This is a genomic window from Ruegeria sp. CDSC042, assembly GCF_059610745.1.
In genome coordinates, this window is the sequence record NZ_JBXWOF010000009.1 from 24,760 (window position 1) to 48,228 (window position 23,469).

Below are 23,469 nucleotides of genomic sequence, written 5' to 3' on the forward strand. Positions count from 1 at the left end.
CCATCTTACCAAGACCTATGACATAACTTTGGCAGAGGCCTGCACCGCGTCTGTGCTACTACCGCTAATCCAGACCGTCCTCACCCAGCAAATGGCGCCCCTGCCGGTCTTCGACCTCAATCACCCAGAGGTCAGGGTCAAAGCTGCGCTGGCGTTGGATAGCCTCGTCCACATCGACCTCGGGACCAGAGGAGAGTTCAACCCACTTGCGCTCACCGCTCATCAGATCAAAGCTGCGCTGGAAGGCTGTGGCCTGACCGTCCAACGTGTTGAGCTTGATCAAAACCGCGCCGGCTGTGTCGTCACCATGGGCCACAACAAAGGCCGGTATTTCCTGAAATCGTAACCGTGCCAGATAGGCGTGAACCCAGAAGTCTGCCGTCAGTCGCGTCATGCGTTTCCGTCTTTGAATTCCAGACCCATTTCCGAATAGCGCTCGGATTCCTCCAGCCAGTTTGGCCGGACTTTGACCTGCAGGAACAGGTGGATCTTGCGATCAAGGAATTCTTCCAGCTCGGCCCGGGCCGCTTGGCTGACGGCCTTGATGGTCTCGCCCTTTTTGCCCAGAACGATACCTTTATGTCCGTCGCGCATGACATAGATTATCTGGTCGATCTTTGCCGACCCGTCCTTGCGCTCTTCCCAGTTCTCGGTCTCGACGGTCAGCTGATAGGGCAGTTCCTGATGCAGCCGCAGGGTCAGCTTTTCGCGTGTCATTTCAGCCGCGATCATACGCAACGGCAGATCAGCGATCTGGTCTTCCGGATATAGCCACGGGCTCTCGGGCAATTCGCCCGCCAACCATTTTCGCAGATCGTCAACGCCATGGCCCTTCTCGGCCGAGATCATGAATGTCTCGGCGAAAGAATAGCGGGAGTTGAGATCGCTGGTCAGGGCCAGCAGAACTTCGGACTGCACCCTGTCGATCTTGTTGATGGCCAGCGCGACGGTGCGGCCCTGCCCGATCTCGTTCAGACCTTCAAGGATGCGCTCTACGCCCTCGGTGATGCCACGATGCGCTTCGACCATCAGGACAACCACATCGGCATCCGCGGCCCCGCCCCATGCGGCGGCCACCATTGCCCGATCCAGACGGCGACGCGGTTTGAAAAGGCCCGGCGTGTCCACAAAGACCAACTGTGCATCACCTTCCATCGCCACGCCCCGGATGCGGGCTCGGGTCGTCTGAACCTTATGTGTCACGATCGAGACCTTGGCCCCGACCATGCGATTCAGAAGGGTGGATTTGCCTGCGTTGGGCTCTCCGATCAGGGCGATAAATCCGGCGCGTGTCGTCATCTGGGGTTTGATCCTGTTTGCAGATGGGCCTCCCTATCGCAGAAAGAGGCAGCGGACCAGAGCGATTTGCAGCTTTGGCACATGCGATCTGGATGGCATTGGGTGGGGTATGGTGGGCGACCCATCACCGGATAGGACCCGTGTTCGACCGATAGGCATTTCCGGCCAGCCCTCAGGAGACAGACTGTTTTTACCCGGTAGACTAATTCTGCAAACGGTCCAGCAACGACTTGGCGGCCGCCTGTTCGGCCTGACGCTTTGACCCTGCTGTTGCCTGCTCTTCTGCCCCGTCCTGAAGACGCGCAGCGATGGTGAAGACCGGCGCATGGTCCGGGCCAGAGCGTCTGACTTCGACATAGCTGGGCGGTTTCTGGCCCCGTGCCTGCGCCCATTCCTGAAGCGCCGTTTTGGCGTCACGGGCGTCGGCCTCGACATCGTGGATGCGATCACCCCAGAGCTTTAGGATAACGGCGCTGGCGACCTCGAACCCGGCGTCGCGATAAACCGCAGCAATGACTGCCTCCATCGCGTCGCCAAGCAAAGCTTGTTTGCGCCGCCCTCCGGACAGCATTTCAGATCGGCCCAGTTTCAGTACAGCACCCAAATCAATCTGCAGCGCCACATCTGCACAGGCCTCTTTGCGTACAAGCGCATTGAACCGGGGTGCAAGCTGACCTTCGCTCGCTTTTTTGTCCGCCTCCAGCAAGGCCGTCGCCATCACCAGACCCAGCACCCGATCACCCAGAAATTCGAGCCGCTGGTTGTCCGGGCGTGTGGCGGACGAAACCGATCCATGGGTCAGCGAACGCACCAGCAGCTCGGGGTTGGCAAATTCATGCCCCAGACGTTTTTGAAACGCCTTTATTTCGGCGGAAAGCTTCAATTCACAGCCTTAAAGAAGCGGTCTCCGCGCCAGGTCCAGAAGAACAGCATCGACCGGCCAGCGGATGAGAACATGATACGATCTGCACGACCAATCAAGTTTTCATAGGGTACATATCCGACACCCCCGGCCGATTGCGGCAGGCGGCTGTCGCTGGAATTGTCGCGGTTATCGCCCATAAAGAAGTATTCGCCTTCGGGCACTGTATAGACGCCGGTATTGTCCGACCCCTGATTACCGATATTGAGCACATCATAGGACACCCCGTTGGGCAGGGTTTCGATCATGCGGGATTTCTCACACACGCCACCACGGCCAACCGGGCCGTTTTCACAGCGCGGGCGCAACCCTTGCGGACCTTGCGGCGCCGCGACCTCGGTGAAGACGCCATCGGGTTGCTGCGGAACCGGAGTACCGTTCAGGATGATCTGGCCCTCGATGATCTGGATACGATCGCCGGGCAGGCCAATCAGGCGTTTGATATAATCGCGGCCCGTTACCGGATGACGGAATACGATCACATCCCCGCGCTCGGGATCGCCGGCCCAAATACGGGTGTTGTCATCACTTTGCATCCAGCCACAAACATCCTCGGCGTCGATATTGAGGCCGACGCTTGGAATAATCAGACTGGGGCAAGAGGCATAGGAATATCCATAGGCCATTTTGTTGACGAACAGGAAATCCCCGATCAATAAGGTCTGTTTCATCGAACCTGACGGAATCCAGAACGGCTGAAAGAACAGGGTACGGAAAACGCCCGCGATCAACAGCGCATAGACGATGGTTTTGATCGTCTCCCACACGGGATTTCCGGTTTTGACGTCCTCGGCCATACTGCTCTCCGGTCCTTGGTTTGTTGGGGTGCTACATGCGCGGCGCGGCGGGGTTAGTCAAGACAGAGCGCTGCGTTCGCGAATTGGGCGCGCCTCGATCACCACGAAGGCCTGCGCCCAGGGGTGGTCATCGGTTAGGGTGACGTGGATGATCGCCGCGTGACCCTCGGGGGTCATATCGTTGAGCCGTTCCGCCGCCCAACCGGTCACATGCATCACTGGCTGGCCGGTTTTAAGGTTGGTGACAGCCATGTCCTTCCAGGAAATCCCCATACGAAGCCCGGTGCCCAGCGCCTTGGAGCACGCCTCTTTCGCGGCCCAGCGCTTGGCATAGGTGCCCGCGGTGTCGTGGCGGCGTTCGGCCTTGCGCTGTTCGATGTCGGTAAAAACACGGTTGCGAAACCGGTCACCAAACCGGTCGAGCGTGCCTTGAATGCGGTCTATGTTTGCGAGGTCTGTGCCGATGCCTAGGATCAAAGGTTATTTCCCGAGTTGTGTTTTTCTTAATCTGGACTTTAACGCCCCCTTCGCGCCCATCTGCACACACCACCGATTCACGAAATAAGTGAGAACAAAAAGAAAGAGAATTACCGCGACCATCAAGATTTTGCCGTCAGCTTGTGCAACCGATGAAAGAAACTGAATAAACTCAGCACCCATCAACAAGTATCCCCACACTAGTGACGTGATAGCTTCTGCTGCAATTGCAACAAAGATCGCCCTGCGTGCAAATCTGGTCACTTCTGATTGCGGTATCAACTCACCATACCTGTTTCCGTATTGCTGGCCTACAATCATTGCCGCAATCATTGGAGCGATTATCGAGATTCCGGATGATCCGATTTCGTAATTTAGAAACATCGCGATAAGGATCGCTAAAGCCGGGAAAGCCATTCGAATTCCGAAAAGCAATACTGTGTAGAGCGCCAGATTGGTCTTCTTCATGGTAACTCTGATATCCTGATTTTGTGTTCCAGATACATATTCAACGCCCGAAGCGTCGGCTTGTGAACTAAGAGCTAACGTTTACGACAACCGCACCGTCAAAATCTTGTAACTTGCCACCCCAAAGAACCCGGCAAAGGCAAAATCGAACCAGCGGCGGGCGCGACGGTAGGCGCGGACTGTGCGTTCGGAAGAGAAAAGGAATGCATAGCTGATGAAAATGAGCAGCGAGCCCGCGTAAAGTAGGCCGAAATAGCCAAGCAGCATCGACAAGCTGGCGTCATTCGGGGCAACGATGGCATAGATCGAGCCCCAGCTGAGGATCGCCTTGGGGTTGGTCAGGTGGATCGCCGCACCTTTGGCAAAGATGGTGCGTAGCGAGCCGGTGACCGGGTTGCCCAACGCCATCTCATCCGACGACAGCGCCCGTTTCAGGGCCTTGAGCGCCAGCCAGCCCAGATAGGCTACACCGACATAGCGGATTACTTCGAACACCCAGACATTGGCCAGCATGATCGCCGACAGGCCCAGCGCGGCGGCGATGCCCCAGGCAGCGGACCCCGCACAGATGCCCAGTGCAAAGACCAGACCGGCGCGGCGGCCTTCGTTCATTGCAGTTCCGGCGATGCCCATGGTTGCCGGACCGGGTGAGCCTCCGGCCATCAGCCAGGCGATCCAGATTGCTATGAAACCCGCGGTTATCATCCCCGCGCCTCATCCATCAGGCGGCGCATTTCCTGAATGGCGGGGGTCATGCCCAAAAAGATCGATTCGCCAATCAGAAAGTGACCAATGTTCAACTCGCGCACCTCGGGGAAAGCGGCGACAGGTTTGACCGTGTCGTATGTCAGACCATGTCCGGCATGCACTTCGAGGCCAAGCGAATGGGCAAAGGCGGACATGTCGCGCAGGCCTTCCAGCTCTTGCGCTGCCTCATCCAGTTTGCCTTCGGCATGGGCGTCACAATAGGCGCCTGTGTGCAGTTCGATCACTTCGGCGCCGATGCGATGCGCGGCCTCGATCTGGCGACGGTCGGCGGCGATAAAGATCGACACGCGACAGCCCGCATCACGCAAAGGTGCAATGAAATGGGCCAGTTTGTTTTCCTCGCGCGCGACTTCCAGCCCGCCTTCGGTAGTCCGTTCCTCGCGCTTTTCGGGGACGATGCAGACCGCGTGCGGCTTATGGCGCAAAGCGATTTGTTGCATCTCGGGCGTGGCTGCCATTTCAAAATTCAGAGGTACCGAAAGAACCTCCATCAACCCGTCAATATCTGCGTCCGAAATATGCCTGCGATCTTCGCGCAGATGGGCAGTAATGCCATCTGCACCGGCTTGCTCGGCCAGCGTGGCCGCGCGCAAAGGGTCGGGATAGACCCCACCACGTGCATTCCGCACTGTGGCCACATGGTCGATATTCACACCGAGACGCAAACGGTTCTCAGACATCCTTTGATTCCTTTCCCAAATCCTGGCTCGAGCCTAGTTGGTTTGACTCTGGAACGGCAGCCTCGGATTCAGCCAGACGTTTGATTTCTTCAAACTTCTTTTTGATCCTGTCGCGACGCCGTTGCTGATAGGTGTGGACCAGCGGCAGGCTGAGATAGTAGCAAACCACCCCAGCCAGCAATCCGGGAAGAATGCCGCCAATCAGGTACGGAAAGAAAACCTCGTCGTAGAAAATTCCCAGCCCGTGCCAGTCAGCCACCCGGTCGGTGAATACTGCAATCAGATTGTCTTTGAGATCACCGATCGCATTGGCAAACTTCCCCATAAGCCCATGGGTGTCGCCCTCTTCAAACTCGGTGCCCAACAGGAAATGCCCGGTCTGAAGGCAAACCACCCCGATGGGCACATAGGTCAATGGGTTTCCGAAAAACGTACCGCTGAGTGCAGCCAGCATATTGCCGTTGAACAATCGCGCAGCCAGGGCGGCAATGCCAAAATGCAGCCCGTAAAAAGGTGTAAAGGCCGCAAACACTCCAAACCCTACCCCGCGGGCGATGCGTTCAGGTGAATCCGGCAATCGCCGGACGCGGTGTTTCACATAGTGAAAGGCCCGGGTCCAGCCACCACGAGGATAGACGAATTCCGATGCGATCTGGACAGGCGAGCGTCGATCTCGGCGCTTGAATACCACTCCTGATCACCCCTTCTCAGCCAGCCGCAACTGCGGATTTAGCTCTGTCTCTGAAACGTTCAACCGCTGCGACATCGCTTTCGGCCTCAAGCATCAACATCAACGAATGCAACTGCTCAAGGTCGCGCAGTTCTACGTTGACCAGCAGGCGGTAAAAATCCGGTTTGCGATCCACAAATTCTAGGTTCGAGATATTGGCCTTTTTCTCGCCGATCAATGTACAAATGCGACCCAGCACACCTGCGTCATTGCCAATCGTAACATCAATCGTTGCCCCGTAAACAGCCGGGTGAGTTCCCGAGTGCCAGTGCAGATCGACCCAGCGTTTGGGCTCACTCTCGTATTCGCTCAGGCGATCGCAGTCGATTGCATGCACGACAACACCTTTGCCGCGATAAGTGATCCCGACGATCCGTTCACCCGGCAATGGCTGGCAGCAAGGGGCGCGGTCAAACTTCTGCCCCGGCTCAAGACCGATCACGGCCCGGCGCATCGGAATGGCATCACCATCATCCTGCGTCAGTTCCGGGTAGACGGCGCTGACCACATCATGGGCAGTTAGTTCTGCACTGCCCAGGCGCGCCAGCAGCTCATGCCGGTCTTTCAGGCGCAGATGCTTGGCAGCAGTGTCCAGCGCCTTGTCGGTCGCTTTGCGCCCGACATGTTCAAATCCCGATCGCGCGAGTTCTTTGCCCAGCTTGATGAACCGCTCTCGGTCAACCTCGCGCAGGGCGCGACGAATGGCTGTACGGGCTTTGCCGGTGACGGCAATTTCCAACCACGTGACTTGGGGAGTCTGACCGTCAGCTGTTATGATATCCACCGACTGACCGTTTTTGATCCGGGTCCAAAGTGGCACGCGAATACCATCAACCTTGGCCCCTACACAGGCGTGCCCGATGCGCGTGTGGATGGCATAGGCAAAGTCAATCGGCGTCGCACCACGCGGCAGTTTCACCACGTCCCCCTTAGGCGTGAAACAAAAGACCTGGTCCGAATACATCTCGAGCTTGACTGCCTCGAGGAAATCCTCGTGATCCTCTTCGCTGTCGAATTGTTCAGTCAGGTTGGCGATCCACTTAGCCGGGTCGACGGCAAAGGGGTTTTCCGAACGCACGCCATCCCGATAGGACCAGTGCGCGGCCACGCCGGTTTCGGCGACATCATGCATCTGACGGGTGCGGATCTGAACCTCGACCCGCTTGCCGTCACGGCCTGAAACGGTGGTGTGGATCGACCGATAACCGTTCGATTTCGGCTGACTGATATAATCCTTGAACCGCCCCGGCACGGCGCGCCAACGCTGGTGGATCGCGCCAAGGGTTCGATAGCAGTCTTCTTCGCTTTGCGTAATGATGCGGAACCCGTAAATGTCGGACAGACGCGAGAACCCCTGGTCCTTTTCCTGCATCTTACGCCAAATCGAATAGGGTTTCTTGGCACGGCCAAAAACCTCGGCTTCAATCCCGGCCTTTTCAAGTTCGTGCCGCATGTCGCCGGTGATCCGGTGGATCACGTCACCCGTTTCGCGCTGCAGCGTGATGAAGCGGCGGATGATGGACTGTCGGCCTTCAGAGTTGAGAACGCGGAAGGCGAGGTCTTCCAGCTCTTCCCGCATCCATTGCATACCCATACGGCCTGCAAGCGGCGCGTAGATATCCATCGTCTCGCGCGCTTTGACGATCTGCTTTTCGGGCCGCATCGCCTTGATTGTGCGCATATTGTGCAGACGGTCTGCCAGCTTGACCAGAATGACCCGCAAATCCTTGGACATCGCCATAAACAGCTTGCGGAAGTTCTCGGCCTGTTTGGTTTCGCGGCTGGACAGCTGAAGGTTTGTCAGTTTGGTGACCCCATCAACCAGCTTGGCGACTTCTTCGCCAAACAGCTCAGACACTTTGCCGTAATTGGCCTTGGTGTCTTCGATCGTATCGTGCAGCAGCGCCGTGATAATAGTCGCATCATCCAGACGCTGTTCGGTCAGGATGGCGGCAACGGCAACAGGGTGGGTGAAATAGGGCTCGCCAGAATGGCGGAATTGCCCATCATGCATCTGCTTGCCGAACTCATACGCCTTGGCAATGCGGTCTGCATTCGTTTTTGGATTGTAGTTGCGGACCAGCGCAATCAGGTCTTCAGCAGAAATCATCCGGTCCGCACCTTCATTTGTGGGGATTACCCCTGGCCTTGAGCCTCCATCAGAGCGCGCAGCAGCTTTTCTTCGGACATGTCGTCATCCGCAGGCTTGTCTGTTTCCGCACCCATCAGCAGCGCCATCTGGTCTTCTTCGGGCTCGTCGACCTCGATTTGGGTCTGGTTGGCCTCGATCAGCCGCTCGCGCAGCTCGTCAGCGCTTTGAGTCTCGTCAGCGATCTCACGCAGAGAAACAACCGGGTTTTTGTCGTTGTCACGGTCAACGGTGATCGGACCACCGGCGGAAATCTCGCGCGCACGATGGGCGGCAAGCATCACCAGTTCAAACCGGTTCGGAACCTTGTCTACGCAATCTTCAACCGTCACGCGGGCCATGGGGCGCTCTCCGTTACTGAATCCATGTCAGGAAGAGGTTTATCTAAGGGCGAATCCCTGCCTTGACAAGCAGGAAATGCTGCAAATGCACCAATCATAACGGGGTAACTGCCGCAATATCGCCTGAAGGAAGCCCCGCAAGCATTTCCCTGACGGTCTGATCCAGTATTGGATGCCTCCAGTTCGGGGCAACATCCGCCATGGGAACAAGCACAAACGCACGATCCTGTACCCTTGGGTGCGGCAGGATCAACTGATCCGGCGCCTGCTGTTTCTGATCTTCGGGCGGCAGCGATAACCAGCTTTGAAAAACCTCGCGGTCGGGCAGAACCAGATCATCGTAACAGACCAGGTCCAGATCCAACGTCCGCATTCCCCAGCGCTGAATCCTCTCGCGCCCGTAATCATGTTCAATTCCATGCAATATTTGCAGCAACTCAAAGGGTGACCTTTCAGTCTCGATCAACACGGCCGCATTCACATAGTCCGGCCCCGCGCCTGCAGGAAAACAAGGGGTCGCATAAAAGCGGCTTTCTGCCCGAATCAACAGCCCCTGGCGCAAAATCGCGTCAATGGCATGCCGTAGCGTCAGATGGGGCTCAAAACCTCTCACTTTGAGATTTGCACCGAGGGCAAGCACTGCTTTTGAGGTGGTTTTGCGCATCCTACTCCCTATATTCGGCGAATTGCATACTTGCGATACACCATAAAACCCCTAATTATGGAGATATCAATGCGCTGTATTTTCCCAAGACTCACTCACGTAACACGCAGCGCGCTGATTTGTACCGGAAGGACCTATTTATGTTTTATAAAGACGAACGGCTAGCGCTGTTCATCGACGGCTCGAATCTTTATGCAGCCGCAAAAGCACTGGGGTTTGACATTGACTATAAACTGCTGCGCCAGGAATTCATGCGCCGCGGTAAGATGCTCAGAGCTTTCTATTACACAGCGCTACTTGAAAATGACGAGTATTCGCCCATCCGTCCACTGGTTGATTGGCTGCATTACAATGGCTTCACCATGGTTACGAAACCGGCAAAAGAATACACCGACAGCATGGGGCGTCGGAAAGTCAAAGGTAACATGGATATCGAACTGACCGTCGATGCCATGGAGCTTGCACCACGTGTAGACCATATCGTGCTGTTTTCCGGCGACGGAGATTTCCGCCCGCTGATCGCAAGCCTGCAACGTCAGGGGGTACGCGTTTCTGTGGTGTCGACCATCCGCAGCCAGCCACCCATGATCTCGGACGAATTGCGCCGCCAGGCCGACAACTTCATCGAGCTGGAAGATCTCCGCGACGTGATCGGTCGTCCGCCGCGCGAAATGCCGATGGAACCGCGCACCGTTGCCGCAGGCGGGTAGTAACTGGCCCCAAAGCAAACTCGGTTGAAAATTAGCGCGGTCAGGGGAAACCCTGGCCGCGCTTTTTAAACAAAGATCAGGTGCTGAAAACACCTATTGGCTAGCATTGAACCATGTCGGATCAATGACATTGTCCTGACTGGACCATGGCCGTGAAAAGACTTACCTGTGTCGGTAAGGAGAACGCGACATGACCAAGCCCCCCCTGACCCTCTATCTCGCCGCCCCGCGCGGGTTCTGTGCTGGTGTCGACAGGGCCATAAAGATTGTCGAGATGGCGCTGCAGAAATGGGGTGCCCCGGTCTATGTTCGGCACGAGATTGTCCATAACAAATTCGTGGTCGATGGACTGCGTGCCAAAGGTGCGATCTTTGTCGATGAACTGGAAGACTGCCCCGACGATCGGCCAGTGATATTCTCGGCGCACGGGGTTCCCAAATCGGTACCCGCGACGGCGGCGCAGCGCCAGATGGTCTATGTCGACGCCACCTGCCCGCTGGTCTCCAAAGTCCATGTCGAAGCACAGCGCCACGCCGAAGCCGGGCTGCAGATGATCATGATCGGACATAAGGGCCATCCCGAAACTATCGGAACGATGGGACAGCTACCGGAAGGAGAGGTTTTGCTGGTCGAAACGGTTGCAGACGTTGCAGACGTCCAGGTCCGCGACCCTGACAAACTGGCCTTTGTCACTCAGACGACCCTGTCGGTTGACGATACAAAGGATATCATTGCAGCGCTTCGGACCCGGTTTCCATCTATCGTCGGCCCTCACAAAGAAGATATCTGTTACGCCACAACCAACCGGCAAGAAGCAGTCAAGGTTGTGGCCCGGAAGTCCGATGCCCTGCTGGTTGTGGGGGCGCCGAATTCATCTAACTCGCGCCGTTTGGTCGAGGTCGCGGCACGCGCGGGATGCAGCTATGCCCAACTGGTGCAGCGCGCGACCGATATCGATTGGCGCGCCCTCGAAGGTATCTCTTCGGTCGCTCTGACAGCAGGCGCTTCTGCCCCCGAGGTTCTGATCAACGAAGTTATCGATGCGTTCCGCCAGCATTATGATGTGACGGTCGAGATGGTCGAAACAGCGACCGAGAATGTCGAATTCAAAGTCCCGCGCGTCCTGCGCCAACCCGCATGAGCGGCATACCAAGGGCGCCGCTGTTTCTGGGGTTGGCCGGGCTGATCCCCTTCATCTGGGGCGCTCTGACCTATCTGAACGACGATCTGAACGACTGGGGCCGACAGGCACTGGGCGCACGTTTTGTCGGTCCGTATATCCAGTTGTATTATGGGGCGATCATCCTCAGCTTCATGTCCGGCGTGCTGTGGGGGTTTTCCAGTAAAACCTCTGGCAGCAAGGCCGCGACCTGTTATGCGCTGTCCACATTACCCGCCCTGTGGGCCTTTCTGAAAACCGGCAGCGGGCCTGTCAGCACTGGCACAAATCTAATGTGGGGGTTTGGCGGGCTACTGGTGTTGGATGCCATCTTTTCGTATTGGCGGCTAACACCGGTCTGGTGGATGCGGTTGCGCATTTTGCTGACCGCAGTCGTATTGGCCTGCCTTGCCGTCGGAGTCTATCTGTGAGCGATCCCAAAACCATCAACGCCTATACCAACAACGTGGCCGAATACCTCAAGGTTCCTCTACCACCGGAGCAGCTGACATCGCGTCAGGAATTTGTCGATGCCGTCGGTAAGGGGCATGTGTTGGATCTGGGCTCGGGCCCCGGGTCAGACAGCGCGTTCTTTCTACGCCAGGGCCTGAGCGTGCATGCGCTGGATGCGACGCCCGCTTTTGTTGACTATGCGCGCGCCAATGGCGTGGACGCGCATCTGGGTACTTTCGACGACGTGACCGAAGTGGCCGCATATGACGGCATCTACGCCAGCTTCTCGCTGCTGCACGCGCCCCGCAAGGATTTCCCACGCCATTTGGCGGCCATCCACCGGGCGCTGAAACCGCAGGGCGTTTTTTTCCTGGGCCTCAAACTGGGCACGGGCGAACATCGCGATCATCTGGATCGCTATTATAGCTACTTCTCGCAGACCGAGATCGAGGAGGCCCTGGCAGATGCCGGCTTTACCATCGACGGGATTAGGACCGGGATCGGCAAAGGTCTGGCGGGTTCTTACGATGGCTTCATTCTGGTGCTGGCCCATGCCTGAGCTGTTTGCCTATACTGACGGTGCTTGTTCCGGTAATCCAGGCCCGGGTGGCTGGGGTGTGTTGCTACGTGCAATGGACGGCGACACCGTCCTGAAACAGCGTGAACTGAGCGGCGGCGAAGCTGAAACCACCAACAACCGAATGGAACTTCTGGCCGCAATCAGCGCGCTTGAAACGCTCGAACGTGCCTCGAAAATCACCGTAATCACTGACAGCGCCTATGTGAAAAACGGCGTCACCGGCTGGATATTCGGTTGGAAAAAGAACGGCTGGAAAACCTCGAACAAAAAACCGGTCAAGAATGTCGACCTGTGGCAACGGCTGGATGAGGCGCAGGTGCGTCATGATGTGACCTGGGAATGGGTCAAGGGCCACGCGGGTCACCCGGAAAACGAAAAAGCCGACGAACTGGCCCGTGCAGGCATGGCCCCGTTCAAGCCCAAGAAGACGCAGCCATGAACGGTTTGGACCTGCTCGATTATGCCTCGGTTCTGGTTTTTGCGCTGACCGGCGCATTGGTCGCCAGTCGCGCGCAGCTTGATCTTGTAGGGTTTGCCTTTATCGCCTGCCTGACTGCCGTTGGCGGCGGCACGGTGCGTGACCTGCTGTTGGATCGGAATCCGGTGTTCTGGGTTGGCCAGCCCAGCTATGTCCTGATGGCCTGCAGTGCGGCGGTGCTTGTGTTCTTTACAGCCCATCTGGTCGAAAGCCGATATAACTGGCTGGTTTGGTTGGACAGTTTCGCCCTGTCCATCGCGGTCGCTGCCGGCACGGGCGTCGCATTATCCTTGGACCAATCCGGCACGATCGTGGTGTTGATGGGTGTCACCACCGGATGCTTTGGCGGCCTGATGCGGGACGTGGTCTGCAACGAGGTTCCGCTGGTGCTGAAACAGGGTGAGCTTTATGTGTCCTGCGCCCTTGCAGGCTCGGTAGCGGCCGTTATTGCCAACCGGATGGGGTTCGAGGAGCTGACCGTGCTTGCCGCATGCGCCCTGATCTGCTGGGCATTGCGGGCAGGATCGCTGCTGTTCGGCTGGAGACTGCCGGTCTACAAAAGCCGCCCGCCACGCAGTCGCCCTTGACCAAGGCTTAGCGGCGCTTATAGGTCTGCCAGATCCAGATCACCAGAAGCGCCCCCAGCACAGCGCCGACAAACCCGGACAGCCAGCCCATCATCGTGACCAATGCCCGCAGAAGAAACCCACCAACCAAGGCACCAATGATACCGATCAGCATGGTGGTGGGAATATCCGCCTCGATCCGCATCAGGCGGGTGGCCAGAAAACCCGCAGCGGCGCCGATGACGATCAGGGCGATGACGGGCATGTCACTTCCTCCAATGGGTCGGAACGATGATCAGCGCCCCGATCGAGGACAGCACTGCATCCAGACCGGGCGGGCCAAAGCTGATCCCAAACATGATGCGCACGAAATAGAACAGGAATGCACCGCCTACGCAGATGATGATCGACTGCAGAATGCCATTATGGGTAAAGCCGGATTTCTCGGACAGATAGCCGACAATCCCAGCAATAACGACAGTCCCCATCAGGATCATGAACATGGTGGCCTACTCCGATGACAGGCGGGTACCAACGGCAATCGGCCACCCCCGCAGAAAAGTTTCCCTATCCTGCGCCCCTTTACCCGCCCGTTGCAAGCGCAGTAGCTCAATCGCGTCATCGTCACAGGCAACCTTCAGTTGGTCGTCAAGAACCTCTCCTGCAACACCCTGCCCCTCGGCCAATTTGGAACCAAGCAGCTTGATCCGCTCGCCATTCATCTCGGTCCAGGCGCCGGGAAAGGGGGACAGGCCACGGATCTGACGGTCAATTTCGACCGCGGGTCTGGCCCAGTCAACACGCGCCTCAGCCTTGTCGATCTTGGCGGCATAGGTCACGCCGACGTCGGGTTGAGGCTCGGGCGTCAGGTTCGGCAGTTTGGACAGTGCCTCGACGATCAGAGAAGCGCCCATTTCAGACAGCCGGTCATGCAACTGCCCTGTGGTCTCCTGCGCACCAATGTCGGTGGCCCGCCGCAACAGGACTGGCCCGGTATCCAGACCAGCCTCCATCTGCATGATGCAAATACCGGTTTGCGCATCACCCGCCATGATCGCCCGATGGATCGGCGCAGCCCCCCGCCAGCGCGGCAACAGGCTTGCATGAATGTTCAGACATCCCTGCGTAGGCGAATCCAGAATCGGTTGTGGCAACAACAGACCATAGGCCACGACGACAGCCACATCCGCATTCAACGCGGCAAAGGCGTCCTGTTCTTCCGCTGATTTCAATGAGACCGGATGCCGAACGGTCAGTCCCAATGCCTCGGCCCGAGCATGAACGGGGGTTGGACGATCCTTTTTGCCTCTGCCCGCTGGGCGCGGAGGCTGGCAGTAGACGGCGGCAACCTCATGCCCCGCATCAATCAGCGCGTCCAGCACCGGAACCGAGAAATCGGGTGTCCCCAAAAAGATCAGCCGCATGCCTACCCCAGCTTTTTAGCTTTGCGCAGCAGTATGTCTCGTTTGACCTTGCTGAGCCTGTCGAAATACATCTGCCCGTTTAGATGGTCGATCTGGTGCTGCACGCTGGTGGCTTCGATCCCGACAAAGTCACGGCGGTCGATGATGCCTTTTTCGTTGAGAAACTTTACCGTCACAGCCCGGGGACGTTTCACATTGGCCGACACGCCAGGCAAGTTTGGGCTGGCTTCTTCATGCTCGCGCAATTCGACGGATCTGTGCAGGATCTCAGGGTTTGCCAGCCGCACAGCCCGCCCCCTCTCGGTCGAGCCATCGACCACCGCCAGCCGGAGCATCACGCCGATCTGCGGTGCGGCAAGGCCGACGCCGGGCATCGCCTCCATTGTGTCGATCATGTCATCCCAGATGGCACGAACCTCGTCAGTAATTTCGGTGATATCTTCGGCTTTAGTCCGCAGACGCTTATCAGGCCATGGCAGGCAGGTACGAACGGTCATTCGCGCGCCTGCTCGCGTTTCAGCTTTTGCATTTTTCGGGTGATCATCTGGCGTTTCATAGGCTTAAGATAATCGATGAACAGCTTCCCGTTCAGGTGGTCAATCTCATGCTGGACACAGGTTGCCCAAAGGCCATCGAATGTTTCCCGCTGCGCGTTACCATCACGATCGATCCAAGCCACGTCCACGACCTTTGGGCGCGTGACTTCGGCGAATTGTTCGGGGATCGAAAGACAACCTTCTTCATAGACATTCGTCTCGTCCGACGATGCGACCACTTCGGGGTTGAACATAATCAGCGGGCGTGGAGCCTCGCCCTCTTCCTTGACACAGTCCATAACGATCAGCCGGTCCAGCATCCCAATCTGAGGCGCTGCCAGCCCGATACCAGGCGCATCATACATCGTCTCAAGCATGTCATCAGCCAGCTGGCGCAATTCGTCCGTCAGATCCACTACGGGAGAGCAGATCTTTTTCAGGCGGGGGTCGGGATGGATCAGTATATTGCGTTTCATGAGGTTGATTTAGGCCATCACGCCCTAAGCCGCAACGCCCCCCTTGCACCTGCCGAATTTGCGGCTAGCTTTCATCCGGACAGATGGAGCAGATATGACATTCAACGACCTGATCGACCGCCGCGGCACTAACAGTTCGAAATGGGACAAGCTTGAAAAGCTGTATGGCCTTTCGCCAGATGACAGTCTGGCAATGTGGACGGCCGATTCCGACTATTCTACGGCGCCTTGTGTGATCGACGCTGTGCGTAACGCGGCGGATCACGGTGTTTTCGGATATTCCTGGATGCACCCGGACTACCTGAATTCCATCCAATGGTGGATGAAGAACCGCCACGGGTGGGAGATCGATTCTGATTGGATTCTGACGTCGCAGGGTCTGGGAAATGCGATTGCCCTCTGCCTCGATGTCTGGACCAGTCCGGGCGACGGAGTGGTCATCTTTACACCCGTCTACCATGAGTTTGCACATAAGGTGAACAAGTCGGGTCGGCGCGTGGTGGAATGCCCCTTGATGCGCGACGGCGACGGCTATGGCCTTGATCTGGAAGACGCGCAATCGCGGCTGGACGGAACCGAGAAGATGCTTTTGTGGTGCTCGCCTCAGAACCCCTCGGGCCGGGTCTGGACGCCAGAAGAATTGCGCGCAGTCGCGGCATTTGCGGAACGGAACAGCCTTATTCTGGTATCGGACGAGATTCACCACGATCTGGTCTATCCCGGCACGACCTTTGTTCCGATGGATGTCGCCGCGCCGGTTGCGCGGCCTTGGACGGTGACACTGACGGCAGCGTCCAAGACCTTCAACATCGCAGGTCAACGGACGGGGAATATGATCATTCCCGACCCGCACCTGCGCGCCGCGATGCGTCGCCGAATCCAGACACTGGATTATGATCCCAGCGCATTGGGAGTCGCAATGATCACCGCTGCCTATTCGCCTGAAGGGGCCGCTTGGGTGGATGAACAGATCGCCCATCTTGATAGCAACCGAAAAATCTTTGACGCTGCAATCGCAGAAATCCCTGGCCTGTGGTCAATGCCCTTACAGGCAACCTATCTGGCTTGGATTGATTTCTCGGGCACCGGAATGGACCACGCAGAATTTACCCGGCGTCTGCGCGAGGATGCAAAAATCGCCACCTCGCCCGGCCCCGGCTTTGGTGCGGGCGGAGAGACATTCGAGCGGTTCAATCTTGCGACGCAACGCGGGCGTGTTGAAGAGGCCAGCAAACGGCTGAAACACGCGTTTTCCGATCTGCAATAGCGGGATGCCCATCGGCAGACCCGATGGGCAAAAGCCTAGTCCTTGTTTCCAAGCAGCGCGATGGGCGCGTCCGGAGATCGATAGAAATCCAATGGGGCCTTGTCGGAGGCGGCCGTGCTGCGCTTGAATTCATAACGCATTTCGCCTGCCTCACATTCATCGGCAATGATCAGGCATTGATATAAGTGACGCGCGCCATCGTAGATATCGACCAAACCGCGCAATCGAGGCGTGGTCGCGGCCTCTACGGTGAAGCCATCCTTCCACAATCGGAGAATTTTGTAGGTATTGTCACCCAATTCGACACGAAGTCGGCTGGTTTTCTTCAGACTCGCGATTCGCGCAGCATCCAATTCGGCGCTGATTTCTTTGGAAACATAGGTACTCATATCAAAACTCCCCCGCAGCGGACTCTATTTTGGAACGTAGACTGTAAAAATCCAGTGAAGCCGATCACTCAACGCGGTCGAATCCAAACCTGTTGCACGGAAATCCCATTCCAACCTGTGCGAAAACGCAGGCACAATGCGCGGCGGCTCGCATAGGATCGGTCCCCTTCAAAGCGTATGTTCCGGGAAACCGCATTACGGAGGATCCAAGCATGGGCCTATTGGTCGACGGCAAATGGCATGACACGTGGTATGATACCAAATCCACAGGCGGCGCCTTCAAGCGTAGCGCGGCGCAGTTTCGCAACTGGTTGACCGCCGATGGCAGTGCCGGCCCCTCTGGCAAAGATGGTTTCAATGCCGAGCCCGACCGGTATCACCTTTATGTCAGCCATGCCTGCCCCTGGGCCCACAGGACACTGATTTTCCGCGAACTGAAAGAGCTGTCCGATCTGATCCCGGTTTCGGTCGTACACCCAGACATGCTGACCAAGGGATGGACATTTGCAACCGACGAACACGGGGCGGCGGGCGACGTACTGTACGGAATGGACTATGCCCACCAAATCTATACCAAGGCTGACCCGACCTATTCGGGGCGCGTAACCGTTCCAATCCTGTGGGACAAGGAACAGGAAACCATCGTCTCGAACGAAAGTTCGGAAATCATTCGGATGTTCAACTCGGCCTTTGACGGGATCACCGGGAACACCGATGATTACTGGCCCGAGGCAATGCGTGACGAAATCGAACAGGTCAATGCCCGCATCTATTCCGACATCAATAACGGAGTCTACAAATCCGGCTTTGCCACCAGCCAGGCGGCATATGACGCAGCCGTTGGCCCGCTCTTTGACACGCTGGACTGGCTCGAAGACCGGCTGTCCACCAGCCGCTATCTGATGGGCGACCGCATCACCGAGGCCGACTGGCGGTTGTTCACCACGCTGATCCGGTTCGACCCGGTCTACCATCTGCATTTCAAATGCAACCGGCGGCGTCTGATCGACTATCCCAACCTGTGGGCCTATACCCGCGAGCTGTACCAGTGGCCGGGTGTTGCGCGGACCGTGAATTTAAACCATATCGTGCGCCACTATCACTACAGCCATGAGAGCATTAACCCGCACCGGATCATCCCGACGAACCCGATCCTGAACTATCTGGAGCCCCATGGGCGCGATCAGCGCCCCGCGGCGTAATGCTCAACCATCGCCGCCAGATCCTCTGGCGGCGTGCCGCTTTGCACATAAGCGCAGGCATTCGGGCTATGGGCAAAGATCGAGCCATCCGAAAAGAAAGTGGTGTTGGTCACGAAGATCACCCGGGCCTCGGGCCTGCGATAGCTGGCAAAGTCAGCCACGGCCAAGGCGCTACCGGTTTCCAGCACCAGATCCATCACGATGATCTCAAATTCGGCACCATAAAGGGCAAGGATCGCATCCTCTTGCCCGGTCACAAGCGTGACCTCGGCACCCTGTCGCTCAAGATGCCTTTTCCAGACCCGACCTAAATCAGGGTTACTCTCAACAATCAGTACATTCATCATCAACAACCTCGGCACTTATATTGGTGAGTGGTGCCGACCCCTAAGGTTTGTGTTCACGCGAATTCATTAACAAAGTGTTAACCAGGCCTGAGCACACCTCTGATCACGCGGATTTGCTTGTAAAACCGGCAGAAATCCGCTTGAAACAAGCAAATTTTGGTGATTCCGGCGAGGGGCCCGATGGCGCGCGAAAACAGAGATTTGAATCCGCGGGCCGCCCGGGACCATGGCGGTGGGCTGGATGGGGCCATGTCTGTCTATGGCGGTAAGCGAACCGATTGGATCGACCTATCCACCGGAATCAATCCGGTTCCATACGAGGTTGCCGGGCTCACCCCATCGGATTGGATGGAATTGCCCGACCATGGCGCATTTGAACGGCTGGCCGATGCGGCCCGCAGTTTCTGGTCAGTTCCCGAGGGAGCAGAGATCCTGCCTGCACCCGGCGCATCTGCTCTGATCGCCCGCATTCCTGCGCTGGCTGCAACCGGCCGGGTTCAGATTACCACTCCGACCTATAACGAACATGCCGCCGCCTTTGCCGCGCAGGGCTGGACGCTACAGAACTCCGGCACAGTCGAGGCGCGCGTGATCGTGCACCCCAACAACCCAGATGGGCGCATCTGGAGCGTGAACGATGTGGATGCCCCCCTGACGATTATCGACGAGAGCTTTTGCGACGTCACGCCCGATGCCTCGCTGATCCATCTTGCCGACCGGCCCGGTGTTATCGTGCTAAAAAGCTTTGGCAAGTTCTGGGGGCTGGCGGGGGTTCGGCTGGGATTTGCCATCGCACGCTCCGGTCTGATCGCACGTTTGAACGATCTGACCGGGCCTTGGGCGGTCTCAGGTCCCGCCTTGCGGATCGGAGAGCAAGCGCTGCACGACACGGCCTGGGCTGACGAGACCCGCCTGCTTTTGGCGGCCGATGCCGCCCGGATGGATCGGATGGTAACGCAGAAAGGCGCGCAGCTGATTGGCGGCACCAGCCTGTTCCGGCTCTATCAGGTCGACGACGCCAGCGCCTGGCAAGACCGTCTGGCCCGCGCTCATATCTGGAGTCGTGTATTCCCCTATTCGCAAACCTATCTACGCCTTGGCCTGCCACCGGCAGATGGCTGGGCGCGGCTTGAGGCGGCCCTGTGAGCACCGCCTTTATCTTAGTCTGCGCCATGTGTCTGGATGCTGCACTGGGCGAGCCGGATTGGCTGTGGTCGCGCGTCCGGCACCCCGCCGTTATGATTGGTAAACTCATCGGGTGGCTTGACGACCGCCTGAACCATGGCTCGTACCGTCGCCTCAAGGGCATAGCTGTTGCCGCGCTGCTGGTCGCAGGTGCCGCTGGGCTTGGGGGGCTTCTGTCTTTGCTTGGCCCGATCATCGGCACCATCATCTGCGCTGTGCTGTTGGCACAAAAATCGCTGGTGGAACATGTCCGCGCTGTTGGCGAGGGTTTGCAGACCTCGTTGGTCGATGGGCGCGCGAAGGTCGCCATGATCGTGTCACGTGACACCAAGGACATGACTGAAGCACAGGTCGCCCGATCCGCGATCGAGAGCGCGGCTGAAAACCTCAGCGACGGAGTCATCGCGCCGGCCTTCTGGTTTCTGGTGGGTGGCCTGCCAGGGCTTCTGGTCTACAAGGCGATCAATACCGCCGACAGCATGGTCGGCTATCGCACGGATAAATACCGTGATTTCGGATGGGCAGCTGCGCGGTTGGATGATGTCCTCAACCTGATCCCCGCGCGACTGACCTTTCTGTTGATCGTCATCTTGTCAAACCAATGGGCCAGATGGGGCGAGATGGTCGGCGATGCGCGCCGCCATATCTCTCCCAACGCTGGCTGGCCCGAGGCGGCAATGGCACGCGCGCTGAGCGTGGCCCTTGCCGGGCCGCGCAGTTATGACGGAAAGCTCCGTGATCTGGCCTGGGTCAACGGCGAGGCCCCACGCGACATCGGCGCGCCAGAGGTTTTCCGCGCATGTGACATGCTTTGGAGGATATGGGGGCTTGCGCTTGGCCTCGTGTCAGTGTGGGTTGGGGTCAGCTTCATAATCTGACGGACCTGTCCATGCGTTTTCTTTCCGGCCTTGTTGCCGCCGCCTTGTTTGCTTCACCTGCGCTTGCCCAATGTGGCGGGGGTTTCAATTCCTTCGTGAAGGGGTTGAAGGCCGAGGCCGTTCAGCAAGGCTTTGACAAATCCACCGTCAATGCCTTCTTCAAAGGTGTGCAACAAGACAACGCGGTATTGAAAGCCGACCGGGCACAGGGCGTGTTCCAGAAACCGTTCATTGATTTTTCGCGACACCTGATTTCTCAAAACCGGATCGACCGGGGTCAGGCCATGTCGCGCAAATACGACGCGGTGTTTGACCGGATCGAGCAACAATATGGTGTCTCGCGCGGGGTGCTGTTGGCATTTTGGGCGTTCGAAACGGATTACGGGGCGTTTCAGGGGGATTTCAACACCCGCAACGCGCTGGTGACGCTGGCGCATGATTGCCGTCGTCCAGAATTGTTCCGGCCTCAGGTGTTCGCTGCGATTGAGCTGTACAGCCGGGGAAATTTCGACCCGGCCCGCACGTCAGGTGCTTGGGCTGGCGAGATTGGAATGGTGCAGATGCTGCCCCGAGACATTCTGGAAAACGGGGTCGATGGCGATGGTGACGGCAAGGTTTCGCTAAAGACCTCTGCGCCCGATGCGCTTATGTCGGGCGCCAAGATGCTGTCGCATCTGGGCTGGCAACCGGGGCAGCCTTGGCTGCAAGAGGTCACCGTACCCGCACGGATGGATTGGTCGCTATCGGGCCCGGGCAAACCGCGTTCGGTTTCTGACTGGCAGGCGATGGGCGTTCAGGCACGCAACGGGTCCCTCACCAACCTGCCCGCCTCGCTGATCCTACCGCAAGGGCATAACGGGCCTGCCTTTCTGGCCTATCCAAATTTTGATGTGTATTTCGAATGGAACCAGAGCTTTGTCTATGTGCTGACCGCAGCCTATTTCGGCACCCGGCTTGAAGGGGCACAGGTCTATGACGCGGGCAACGCGGCCCAAGGCTTATCGGGTGCACAGATGAAGCAGCTGCAAAGCAAGCTGCAGGCGCGCGGCCATAATGTGGGCAAGATCGACGGGATTCTGGGCGCAGGGACCCGCGCGGCTGTACAGTCAGAGCAAGCACGACTAGGCCTGCCTGCGGATGCCTGGCCAACGGCTGAGTTGTTGAACCGGCTCTAGTCGCTCTTCGATACGGCGATCTAGGCGACTTCGGCGTCCAAAGATCGCCCGTTCGGCTCAAACACATGCATCTGCAGCCTATCGCCGCGTGTTTCGATGGCGGTATTTGCCGGGATCTCGGCCCAATCGCCATTCTTCGCATCCAGCGGCTCAGACGCGATAATGATCCCATCATCGCAGGGCCTGTAATGCAGGCTGGGTGCGAAACGGTCCGAGGCATAGCGCGCAGCAAACAGGCGATCTCCATCGGACCAGCAGGCGGCAAAGCGCATATGGGGTAGGCTTCCTTTAGCGCGGGCAAGCACCTCGACACGGTGCACCGCACGCTCCATCGCGGCGATGGGTTCGGCGTCCAACCCTTCGCCATGGGCAATCAGAAAAATCGCCTCGCTTTCAGTTGCGCCAAGGCGATGATCGTACAGGTGGCTAGGTATCATCCCGTCAAGCTGTTGGCGGATACGGTCATGGCCGCCGGCCTGCCCGTTATGCATAAAGCTCCACTTACCACAGCCAAAGGGATGGCAGTTGTTCCGCGACGTGGCAGTCCCTGTTGAGGCACGTACATGCGCCAGGAACAGGTGCGATTTCGTGTGATGGGTCAACTGTTTCAGGTTGGCATCCGACCAAGCCGGGTTGGTGTCTTTGTAAAAACAAGGCGTTTCGCGCCCGGAATACCAGGCCAACCCAAAACCATCCGCGTTGATCGGCGTTTTGCCAATCAGGGCATTTCTGCTTTGATGCACCAGCGACTGTTCCTGGTCCATAACAAGTTCGTCCAGAAACCGTTTCGCACCCGCCCAAGCCAGAAATCTGCACATCGACCCGCCTCTTTTGATCCGTTGTTGATACGGGAAATTACAACAACGCGGGGTGAGAATTCGCCCCTGATCTCCATCTAATTTTGAAATATTACGATTAAATGACCACCAAAAATCCAAATATTCAGATCAATTTCAACAGTTGCCCGGTTTCTTGAATGTCACTCGGGCCGTACCGGGAAACGCTCTCCCTTTTCCGTGATCAGGATCAGGCGTCCAGCACTCAGGACATAAAGATCACATCGACCGAACCCGTTTCTGTATTGCACGCAGATACTGCCATCCTCCGCGATGGAATAGGTTCCGAACGCGGATTCTCCGCTGGCATAGGTATAGGAATAGGCCCCGCCAGCCGAGTATCGCGACTGCCCGTCATCATAAAAGGTCAGCGTCCGACCCGCCAGCGCCGTCAACTCTTGTTGGGTCAGAGGGACGTCATCGGGCTTGGTCGTCCATTCCGCGGCCCCTAAAGGGGTAGCAGTCAGTAGGGCGATGATCAGGAAACGGGTCATGGCAGCAGCCTAACCCAAT

At 57.7% G+C, this 23,469-nt stretch carries 32 protein-coding genes; 11 read left to right on the plus strand and 21 right to left on the minus strand.

Annotated elements, in window-relative coordinates:
• Positions 1 to 64: 64 nt before the first annotated feature.
• The 12 genes from AC2FHX_RS16455 to folK all read right to left on the minus strand — a co-directional run bounded on the left by AC2FHX_RS16455 (position 65) and on the right by folK (position 9,295).
• On the minus strand, positions 65 to 394 hold the full coding sequence (locus AC2FHX_RS16455) for a DUF1491 family protein (protein WP_142639253.1): 330 nt from the start codon (positions 392 to 394) through the stop codon (positions 65 to 67).
• Positions 391 to 1,299: a GTPase Era gene (gene era, locus AC2FHX_RS16460; RefSeq protein ID WP_496690318.1), complete on the minus strand. Its 909-nt coding sequence runs from the start codon at positions 1,297 to 1,299 to the stop codon at positions 391 to 393. The genes AC2FHX_RS16455 and era overlap by 4 nt, the downstream gene beginning before the upstream one ends.
• 202 nt (positions 1,300 to 1,501) lie before the next feature.
• Positions 1,502 to 2,182, minus strand: a complete 681-nt coding sequence (rnc, locus tag AC2FHX_RS16465) for a ribonuclease III (protein WP_271951343.1) — start codon at positions 2,180 to 2,182, stop codon at positions 1,502 to 1,504.
• On the minus strand, positions 2,179 to 3,018 hold the full coding sequence (gene lepB, locus AC2FHX_RS16470) for a signal peptidase I (protein ID WP_271951346.1): 840 nt from the start codon (positions 3,016 to 3,018) through the stop codon (positions 2,179 to 2,181). Before lepB ends, rnc begins: the two co-directional genes overlap by 4 nt.
• 57 nt (positions 3,019 to 3,075) lie before the next feature.
• Positions 3,076 to 3,495, minus strand: a complete 420-nt coding sequence (gene acpS / locus AC2FHX_RS16475; RefSeq protein WP_271951349.1) for a holo-ACP synthase — start codon at positions 3,493 to 3,495, stop codon at positions 3,076 to 3,078.
• Positions 3,496 to 3,498: 3 nt separating this feature from the next.
• Positions 3,499 to 3,963 (minus strand): ABZJ_00895 family protein, encoded by a 465-nt coding sequence (locus tag AC2FHX_RS16480; RefSeq protein ID WP_281973501.1) that lies wholly within the window; start codon positions 3,961 to 3,963, stop codon positions 3,499 to 3,501.
• Between the two features lie 81 nt (positions 3,964 to 4,044).
• Positions 4,045 to 4,668 (minus strand): LysE family translocator, encoded by a 624-nt coding sequence (locus AC2FHX_RS16485; RefSeq protein WP_496702972.1) that lies wholly within the window; start codon positions 4,666 to 4,668, stop codon positions 4,045 to 4,047.
• Positions 4,665 to 5,411 carry a pyridoxine 5'-phosphate synthase gene (locus tag AC2FHX_RS16490; protein ID WP_142639241.1) on the minus strand — a complete coding sequence of 249 codons (747 nt, stop codon included), beginning with the start codon at positions 5,409 to 5,411 and terminating at the stop codon, positions 4,665 to 4,667. The genes AC2FHX_RS16485 and AC2FHX_RS16490 overlap by 4 nt, the downstream gene beginning before the upstream one ends.
• Positions 5,404 to 6,102, minus strand: a complete 699-nt coding sequence (locus tag AC2FHX_RS16495; RefSeq protein WP_142639238.1) for a DUF2062 domain-containing protein — start codon at positions 6,100 to 6,102, stop codon at positions 5,404 to 5,406. Before AC2FHX_RS16495 ends, AC2FHX_RS16490 begins: the two co-directional genes overlap by 8 nt.
• A 16-nt stretch (positions 6,103 to 6,118) precedes the next feature.
• Positions 6,119 to 8,251, minus strand: a complete 2,133-nt coding sequence (locus AC2FHX_RS16500) for a RelA/SpoT family protein (protein WP_142639236.1) — start codon at positions 8,249 to 8,251, stop codon at positions 6,119 to 6,121.
• Between the two features lie 26 nt (positions 8,252 to 8,277).
• Entirely contained in the window at positions 8,278 to 8,631 is a 354-nt protein-coding gene (gene rpoZ / locus AC2FHX_RS16505) for a DNA-directed RNA polymerase subunit omega (RefSeq protein ID WP_142639234.1), read from the minus strand.
• Between the two features lie 94 nt (positions 8,632 to 8,725).
• Positions 8,726 to 9,295: a 2-amino-4-hydroxy-6-hydroxymethyldihydropteridine diphosphokinase gene (gene folK, locus AC2FHX_RS16510; RefSeq protein ID WP_496702970.1), complete on the minus strand. Its 570-nt coding sequence runs from the start codon at positions 9,293 to 9,295 to the stop codon at positions 8,726 to 8,728.
• Between the two features lie 140 nt (positions 9,296 to 9,435).
• Between folK and AC2FHX_RS16515 the strand changes: the two genes are divergently transcribed.
• The 6 genes from AC2FHX_RS16515 to AC2FHX_RS16540 all read left to right on the plus strand — a co-directional run bounded on the left by AC2FHX_RS16515 (position 9,436) and on the right by AC2FHX_RS16540 (position 13,262).
• The gene (locus tag AC2FHX_RS16515; protein WP_142639223.1) at positions 9,436 to 10,005 is read left to right on the plus strand and encodes a LabA-like NYN domain-containing protein; all 570 of its coding nucleotides are present in this window, start codon (positions 9,436 to 9,438) and stop codon (positions 10,003 to 10,005) included.
• A gap of 190 nt (positions 10,006 to 10,195) precedes the next feature.
• The gene (ispH, locus tag AC2FHX_RS16520) at positions 10,196 to 11,146 is read left to right on the plus strand and encodes a 4-hydroxy-3-methylbut-2-enyl diphosphate reductase (RefSeq protein WP_496698438.1); all 951 of its coding nucleotides are present in this window, start codon (positions 10,196 to 10,198) and stop codon (positions 11,144 to 11,146) included.
• A complete protein-coding gene (locus tag AC2FHX_RS16525; RefSeq protein WP_282022242.1) occupies positions 11,143 to 11,595 on the plus strand; it encodes a DUF3429 domain-containing protein in 453 nt (150 codons plus the stop codon). The genes ispH and AC2FHX_RS16525 overlap by 4 nt, the downstream gene beginning before the upstream one ends.
• Positions 11,592 to 12,176 (plus strand): class I SAM-dependent DNA methyltransferase, encoded by a 585-nt coding sequence (locus tag AC2FHX_RS16530; RefSeq protein WP_496702968.1) that lies wholly within the window; start codon positions 11,592 to 11,594, stop codon positions 12,174 to 12,176. The genes AC2FHX_RS16525 and AC2FHX_RS16530 overlap by 4 nt, the downstream gene beginning before the upstream one ends.
• Entirely contained in the window at positions 12,169 to 12,636 is a 468-nt protein-coding gene (gene rnhA, locus AC2FHX_RS16535) for a ribonuclease HI (protein ID WP_496692195.1), read from the plus strand. Before AC2FHX_RS16530 ends, rnhA begins: the two co-directional genes overlap by 8 nt.
• Entirely contained in the window at positions 12,633 to 13,262 is a 630-nt protein-coding gene (locus AC2FHX_RS16540) for a trimeric intracellular cation channel family protein (RefSeq protein ID WP_496702966.1), read from the plus strand. Before rnhA ends, AC2FHX_RS16540 begins: the two co-directional genes overlap by 4 nt.
• 7 nt (positions 13,263 to 13,269) lie before the next feature.
• Here the strand turns inward: AC2FHX_RS16540 and AC2FHX_RS16545 are convergent, their stop codons facing one another.
• The 5 genes from AC2FHX_RS16545 to def (AC2FHX_RS16565) are packed head-to-tail and all read right to left on the minus strand — an operon-like array spanning position 13,270 to position 15,677.
• Complete coding sequence (locus AC2FHX_RS16545) at positions 13,270 to 13,506, minus strand: GlsB/YeaQ/YmgE family stress response membrane protein (RefSeq protein WP_282022239.1); 237 nt, start codon at positions 13,504 to 13,506, stop codon at positions 13,270 to 13,272.
• Between the two features lies 1 nt (position 13,507).
• Positions 13,508 to 13,744 carry a hypothetical protein gene (locus tag AC2FHX_RS16550; protein WP_282022238.1) on the minus strand — a complete coding sequence of 79 codons (237 nt, stop codon included), beginning with the start codon at positions 13,742 to 13,744 and terminating at the stop codon, positions 13,508 to 13,510.
• Between the two features lie 6 nt (positions 13,745 to 13,750).
• Positions 13,751 to 14,665, minus strand: coding sequence for a methionyl-tRNA formyltransferase (gene fmt, locus AC2FHX_RS16555; RefSeq protein WP_496702964.1), 915 nt, complete (start codon positions 14,663 to 14,665; stop codon positions 13,751 to 13,753).
• A gap of 2 nt (positions 14,666 to 14,667) precedes the next feature.
• On the minus strand, positions 14,668 to 15,162 hold the full coding sequence (def, locus tag AC2FHX_RS16560; RefSeq protein ID WP_142639212.1) for a peptide deformylase: 495 nt from the start codon (positions 15,160 to 15,162) through the stop codon (positions 14,668 to 14,670).
• Positions 15,159 to 15,677 carry a peptide deformylase gene (gene def, locus AC2FHX_RS16565; protein WP_271951383.1) on the minus strand — a complete coding sequence of 173 codons (519 nt, stop codon included), beginning with the start codon at positions 15,675 to 15,677 and terminating at the stop codon, positions 15,159 to 15,161. Before def (AC2FHX_RS16565) ends, def (AC2FHX_RS16560) begins: the two co-directional genes overlap by 4 nt.
• Positions 15,678 to 15,771: 94 nt before the next feature.
• Here def (AC2FHX_RS16565) and AC2FHX_RS16570 point away from each other — a divergent pair, with 94 nt between their 5' ends.
• Positions 15,772 to 16,944 carry a MalY/PatB family protein gene (locus AC2FHX_RS16570; RefSeq protein ID WP_496702961.1) on the plus strand — a complete coding sequence of 391 codons (1,173 nt, stop codon included), beginning with the start codon at positions 15,772 to 15,774 and terminating at the stop codon, positions 16,942 to 16,944.
• 35 nt (positions 16,945 to 16,979) lie between these two features.
• Here AC2FHX_RS16570 and AC2FHX_RS16575 read toward each other — a convergent pair whose 3' ends face one another.
• Positions 16,980 to 17,333 (minus strand): hypothetical protein, encoded by a 354-nt coding sequence (locus AC2FHX_RS16575; RefSeq protein WP_142639206.1) that lies wholly within the window; start codon positions 17,331 to 17,333, stop codon positions 16,980 to 16,982.
• A gap of 212 nt (positions 17,334 to 17,545) precedes the next feature.
• On the opposite strand from AC2FHX_RS16575, the gene AC2FHX_RS16580 reads away from it, so the two are divergent.
• Entirely contained in the window at positions 17,546 to 18,535 is a 990-nt protein-coding gene (locus AC2FHX_RS16580) for a glutathione S-transferase family protein (protein WP_496698449.1), read from the plus strand.
• Here the strand turns inward: AC2FHX_RS16580 and AC2FHX_RS16585 are convergent.
• Positions 18,517 to 18,879 (minus strand): response regulator transcription factor, encoded by a 363-nt coding sequence (locus AC2FHX_RS16585; RefSeq protein WP_142639202.1) that lies wholly within the window; start codon positions 18,877 to 18,879, stop codon positions 18,517 to 18,519. The two genes, AC2FHX_RS16580 and AC2FHX_RS16585, sit on opposite strands and share 19 nt — an antisense overlap.
• Before the next feature lie 183 nt (positions 18,880 to 19,062).
• Between AC2FHX_RS16585 and AC2FHX_RS16590 the strand changes: the two genes are divergently transcribed.
• The 3 genes from AC2FHX_RS16590 to AC2FHX_RS16600 are packed head-to-tail and all read left to right on the plus strand — an operon-like array spanning position 19,063 to position 22,120.
• Complete coding sequence (locus AC2FHX_RS16590; protein WP_496692187.1) at positions 19,063 to 20,028, plus strand: threonine-phosphate decarboxylase; 966 nt, start codon at positions 19,063 to 19,065, stop codon at positions 20,026 to 20,028.
• Positions 20,025 to 20,945: an adenosylcobinamide-phosphate synthase CbiB gene (cbiB, locus tag AC2FHX_RS16595; protein WP_496702959.1), complete on the plus strand. Its 921-nt coding sequence runs from the start codon at positions 20,025 to 20,027 to the stop codon at positions 20,943 to 20,945. The genes AC2FHX_RS16590 and cbiB overlap by 4 nt, the downstream gene beginning before the upstream one ends.
• Positions 20,946 to 20,956: 11 nt before the next feature.
• Positions 20,957 to 22,120: a lytic murein transglycosylase gene (locus tag AC2FHX_RS16600; protein ID WP_496702957.1), complete on the plus strand. Its 1,164-nt coding sequence runs from the start codon at positions 20,957 to 20,959 to the stop codon at positions 22,118 to 22,120.
• A 20-nt stretch (positions 22,121 to 22,140) separates the two neighbouring features.
• Here AC2FHX_RS16600 and AC2FHX_RS16605 read toward each other — a convergent pair whose 3' ends face one another.
• Together AC2FHX_RS16605 and AC2FHX_RS16610 are read right to left on the minus strand one after the other, a co-directional pair.
• Positions 22,141 to 22,938: a class II glutamine amidotransferase gene (locus AC2FHX_RS16605; RefSeq protein ID WP_271951405.1), complete on the minus strand. Its 798-nt coding sequence runs from the start codon at positions 22,936 to 22,938 to the stop codon at positions 22,141 to 22,143.
• Positions 22,939 to 23,099: 161 nt separating this feature from the next.
• Positions 23,100 to 23,450: a hypothetical protein gene (locus AC2FHX_RS16610; protein ID WP_281973514.1), complete on the minus strand. Its 351-nt coding sequence runs from the start codon at positions 23,448 to 23,450 to the stop codon at positions 23,100 to 23,102.
• Positions 23,451 to 23,469: the final 19 nt, after the last annotated feature.

What these genes read in the sequence shown, in the direction of transcription:
- AC2FHX_RS16455 (WP_142639253.1), bottom strand. Translation starts at nt 394, where the DNA reads ATGACGCGACTGACGGCAGACTTCTGGGTTCACGCCTATCTGGCACGG.
- era (WP_496690318.1), bottom strand. Translation starts at nt 1,299, where the DNA reads ATGACGACACGCGCCGGATTTATCGCCCTGATCGGAGAGCCCAACGCA.
- lepB (WP_271951346.1), bottom strand. Translation starts at nt 3,018, where the DNA reads ATGGCCGAGGACGTCAAAACCGGAAATCCCGTGTGGGAGACGATCAAA.
- AC2FHX_RS16480 (WP_281973501.1), bottom strand. Translation starts at nt 3,963, where the DNA reads ATGAAGAAGACCAATCTGGCGCTCTACACAGTATTGCTTTTCGGAATT.
- AC2FHX_RS16485 (WP_496702972.1), bottom strand. Translation starts at nt 4,668, where the DNA reads ATGATAACCGCGGGTTTCATAGCAATCTGGATCGCCTGGCTGATGGCC.
- AC2FHX_RS16490 (WP_142639241.1), bottom strand. Translation starts at nt 5,411, where the DNA reads ATGTCTGAGAACCGTTTGCGTCTCGGTGTGAATATCGACCATGTGGCC.
- AC2FHX_RS16500 (WP_142639236.1), bottom strand. Translation starts at nt 8,251, where the DNA reads ATGATTTCTGCTGAAGACCTGATTGCGCTGGTCCGCAACTACAATCCA.
- rpoZ (WP_142639234.1), bottom strand. Translation starts at nt 8,631, where the DNA reads ATGGCCCGCGTGACGGTTGAAGATTGCGTAGACAAGGTTCCGAACCGG.
- folK (WP_496702970.1), bottom strand. Translation starts at nt 9,295, where the DNA reads ATGCGCAAAACCACCTCAAAAGCAGTGCTTGCCCTCGGTGCAAATCTC.
- AC2FHX_RS16515 (WP_142639223.1), top strand. Translation starts at nt 9,436, where the DNA reads ATGTTTTATAAAGACGAACGGCTAGCGCTGTTCATCGACGGCTCGAAT.
- ispH (WP_496698438.1), top strand. Translation starts at nt 10,196, where the DNA reads ATGACCAAGCCCCCCCTGACCCTCTATCTCGCCGCCCCGCGCGGGTTC.
- AC2FHX_RS16525 (WP_282022242.1), top strand. Translation starts at nt 11,143, where the DNA reads ATGAGCGGCATACCAAGGGCGCCGCTGTTTCTGGGGTTGGCCGGGCTG.
- rnhA (WP_496692195.1), top strand. Translation starts at nt 12,169, where the DNA reads ATGCCTGAGCTGTTTGCCTATACTGACGGTGCTTGTTCCGGTAATCCA.
- AC2FHX_RS16540 (WP_496702966.1), top strand. Translation starts at nt 12,633, where the DNA reads ATGAACGGTTTGGACCTGCTCGATTATGCCTCGGTTCTGGTTTTTGCG.
- AC2FHX_RS16545 (WP_282022239.1), bottom strand. Translation starts at nt 13,506, where the DNA reads ATGCCCGTCATCGCCCTGATCGTCATCGGCGCCGCTGCGGGTTTTCTG.
- AC2FHX_RS16550 (WP_282022238.1), bottom strand. Translation starts at nt 13,744, where the DNA reads ATGTTCATGATCCTGATGGGGACTGTCGTTATTGCTGGGATTGTCGGC.
- fmt (WP_496702964.1), bottom strand. Translation starts at nt 14,665, where the DNA reads ATGCGGCTGATCTTTTTGGGGACACCCGATTTCTCGGTTCCGGTGCTG.
- def (WP_142639212.1), bottom strand. Translation starts at nt 15,162, where the DNA reads ATGACCGTTCGTACCTGCCTGCCATGGCCTGATAAGCGTCTGCGGACT.
- def (WP_271951383.1), bottom strand. Translation starts at nt 15,677, where the DNA reads ATGAAACGCAATATACTGATCCATCCCGACCCCCGCCTGAAAAAGATC.
- AC2FHX_RS16570 (WP_496702961.1), top strand. Translation starts at nt 15,772, where the DNA reads ATGACATTCAACGACCTGATCGACCGCCGCGGCACTAACAGTTCGAAA.
- AC2FHX_RS16575 (WP_142639206.1), bottom strand. Translation starts at nt 17,333, where the DNA reads ATGAGTACCTATGTTTCCAAAGAAATCAGCGCCGAATTGGATGCTGCG.
- AC2FHX_RS16580 (WP_496698449.1), top strand. Translation starts at nt 17,546, where the DNA reads ATGGGCCTATTGGTCGACGGCAAATGGCATGACACGTGGTATGATACC.
- AC2FHX_RS16585 (WP_142639202.1), bottom strand. Translation starts at nt 18,879, where the DNA reads ATGAATGTACTGATTGTTGAGAGTAACCCTGATTTAGGTCGGGTCTGG.
- AC2FHX_RS16590 (WP_496692187.1), top strand. Translation starts at nt 19,063, where the DNA reads ATGGCGCGCGAAAACAGAGATTTGAATCCGCGGGCCGCCCGGGACCAT.
- AC2FHX_RS16600 (WP_496702957.1), top strand. Translation starts at nt 20,957, where the DNA reads ATGCGTTTTCTTTCCGGCCTTGTTGCCGCCGCCTTGTTTGCTTCACCT.
- AC2FHX_RS16605 (WP_271951405.1), bottom strand. Translation starts at nt 22,938, where the DNA reads ATGTGCAGATTTCTGGCTTGGGCGGGTGCGAAACGGTTTCTGGACGAA.
- AC2FHX_RS16610 (WP_281973514.1), bottom strand. Translation starts at nt 23,450, where the DNA reads ATGACCCGTTTCCTGATCATCGCCCTACTGACTGCTACCCCTTTAGGG.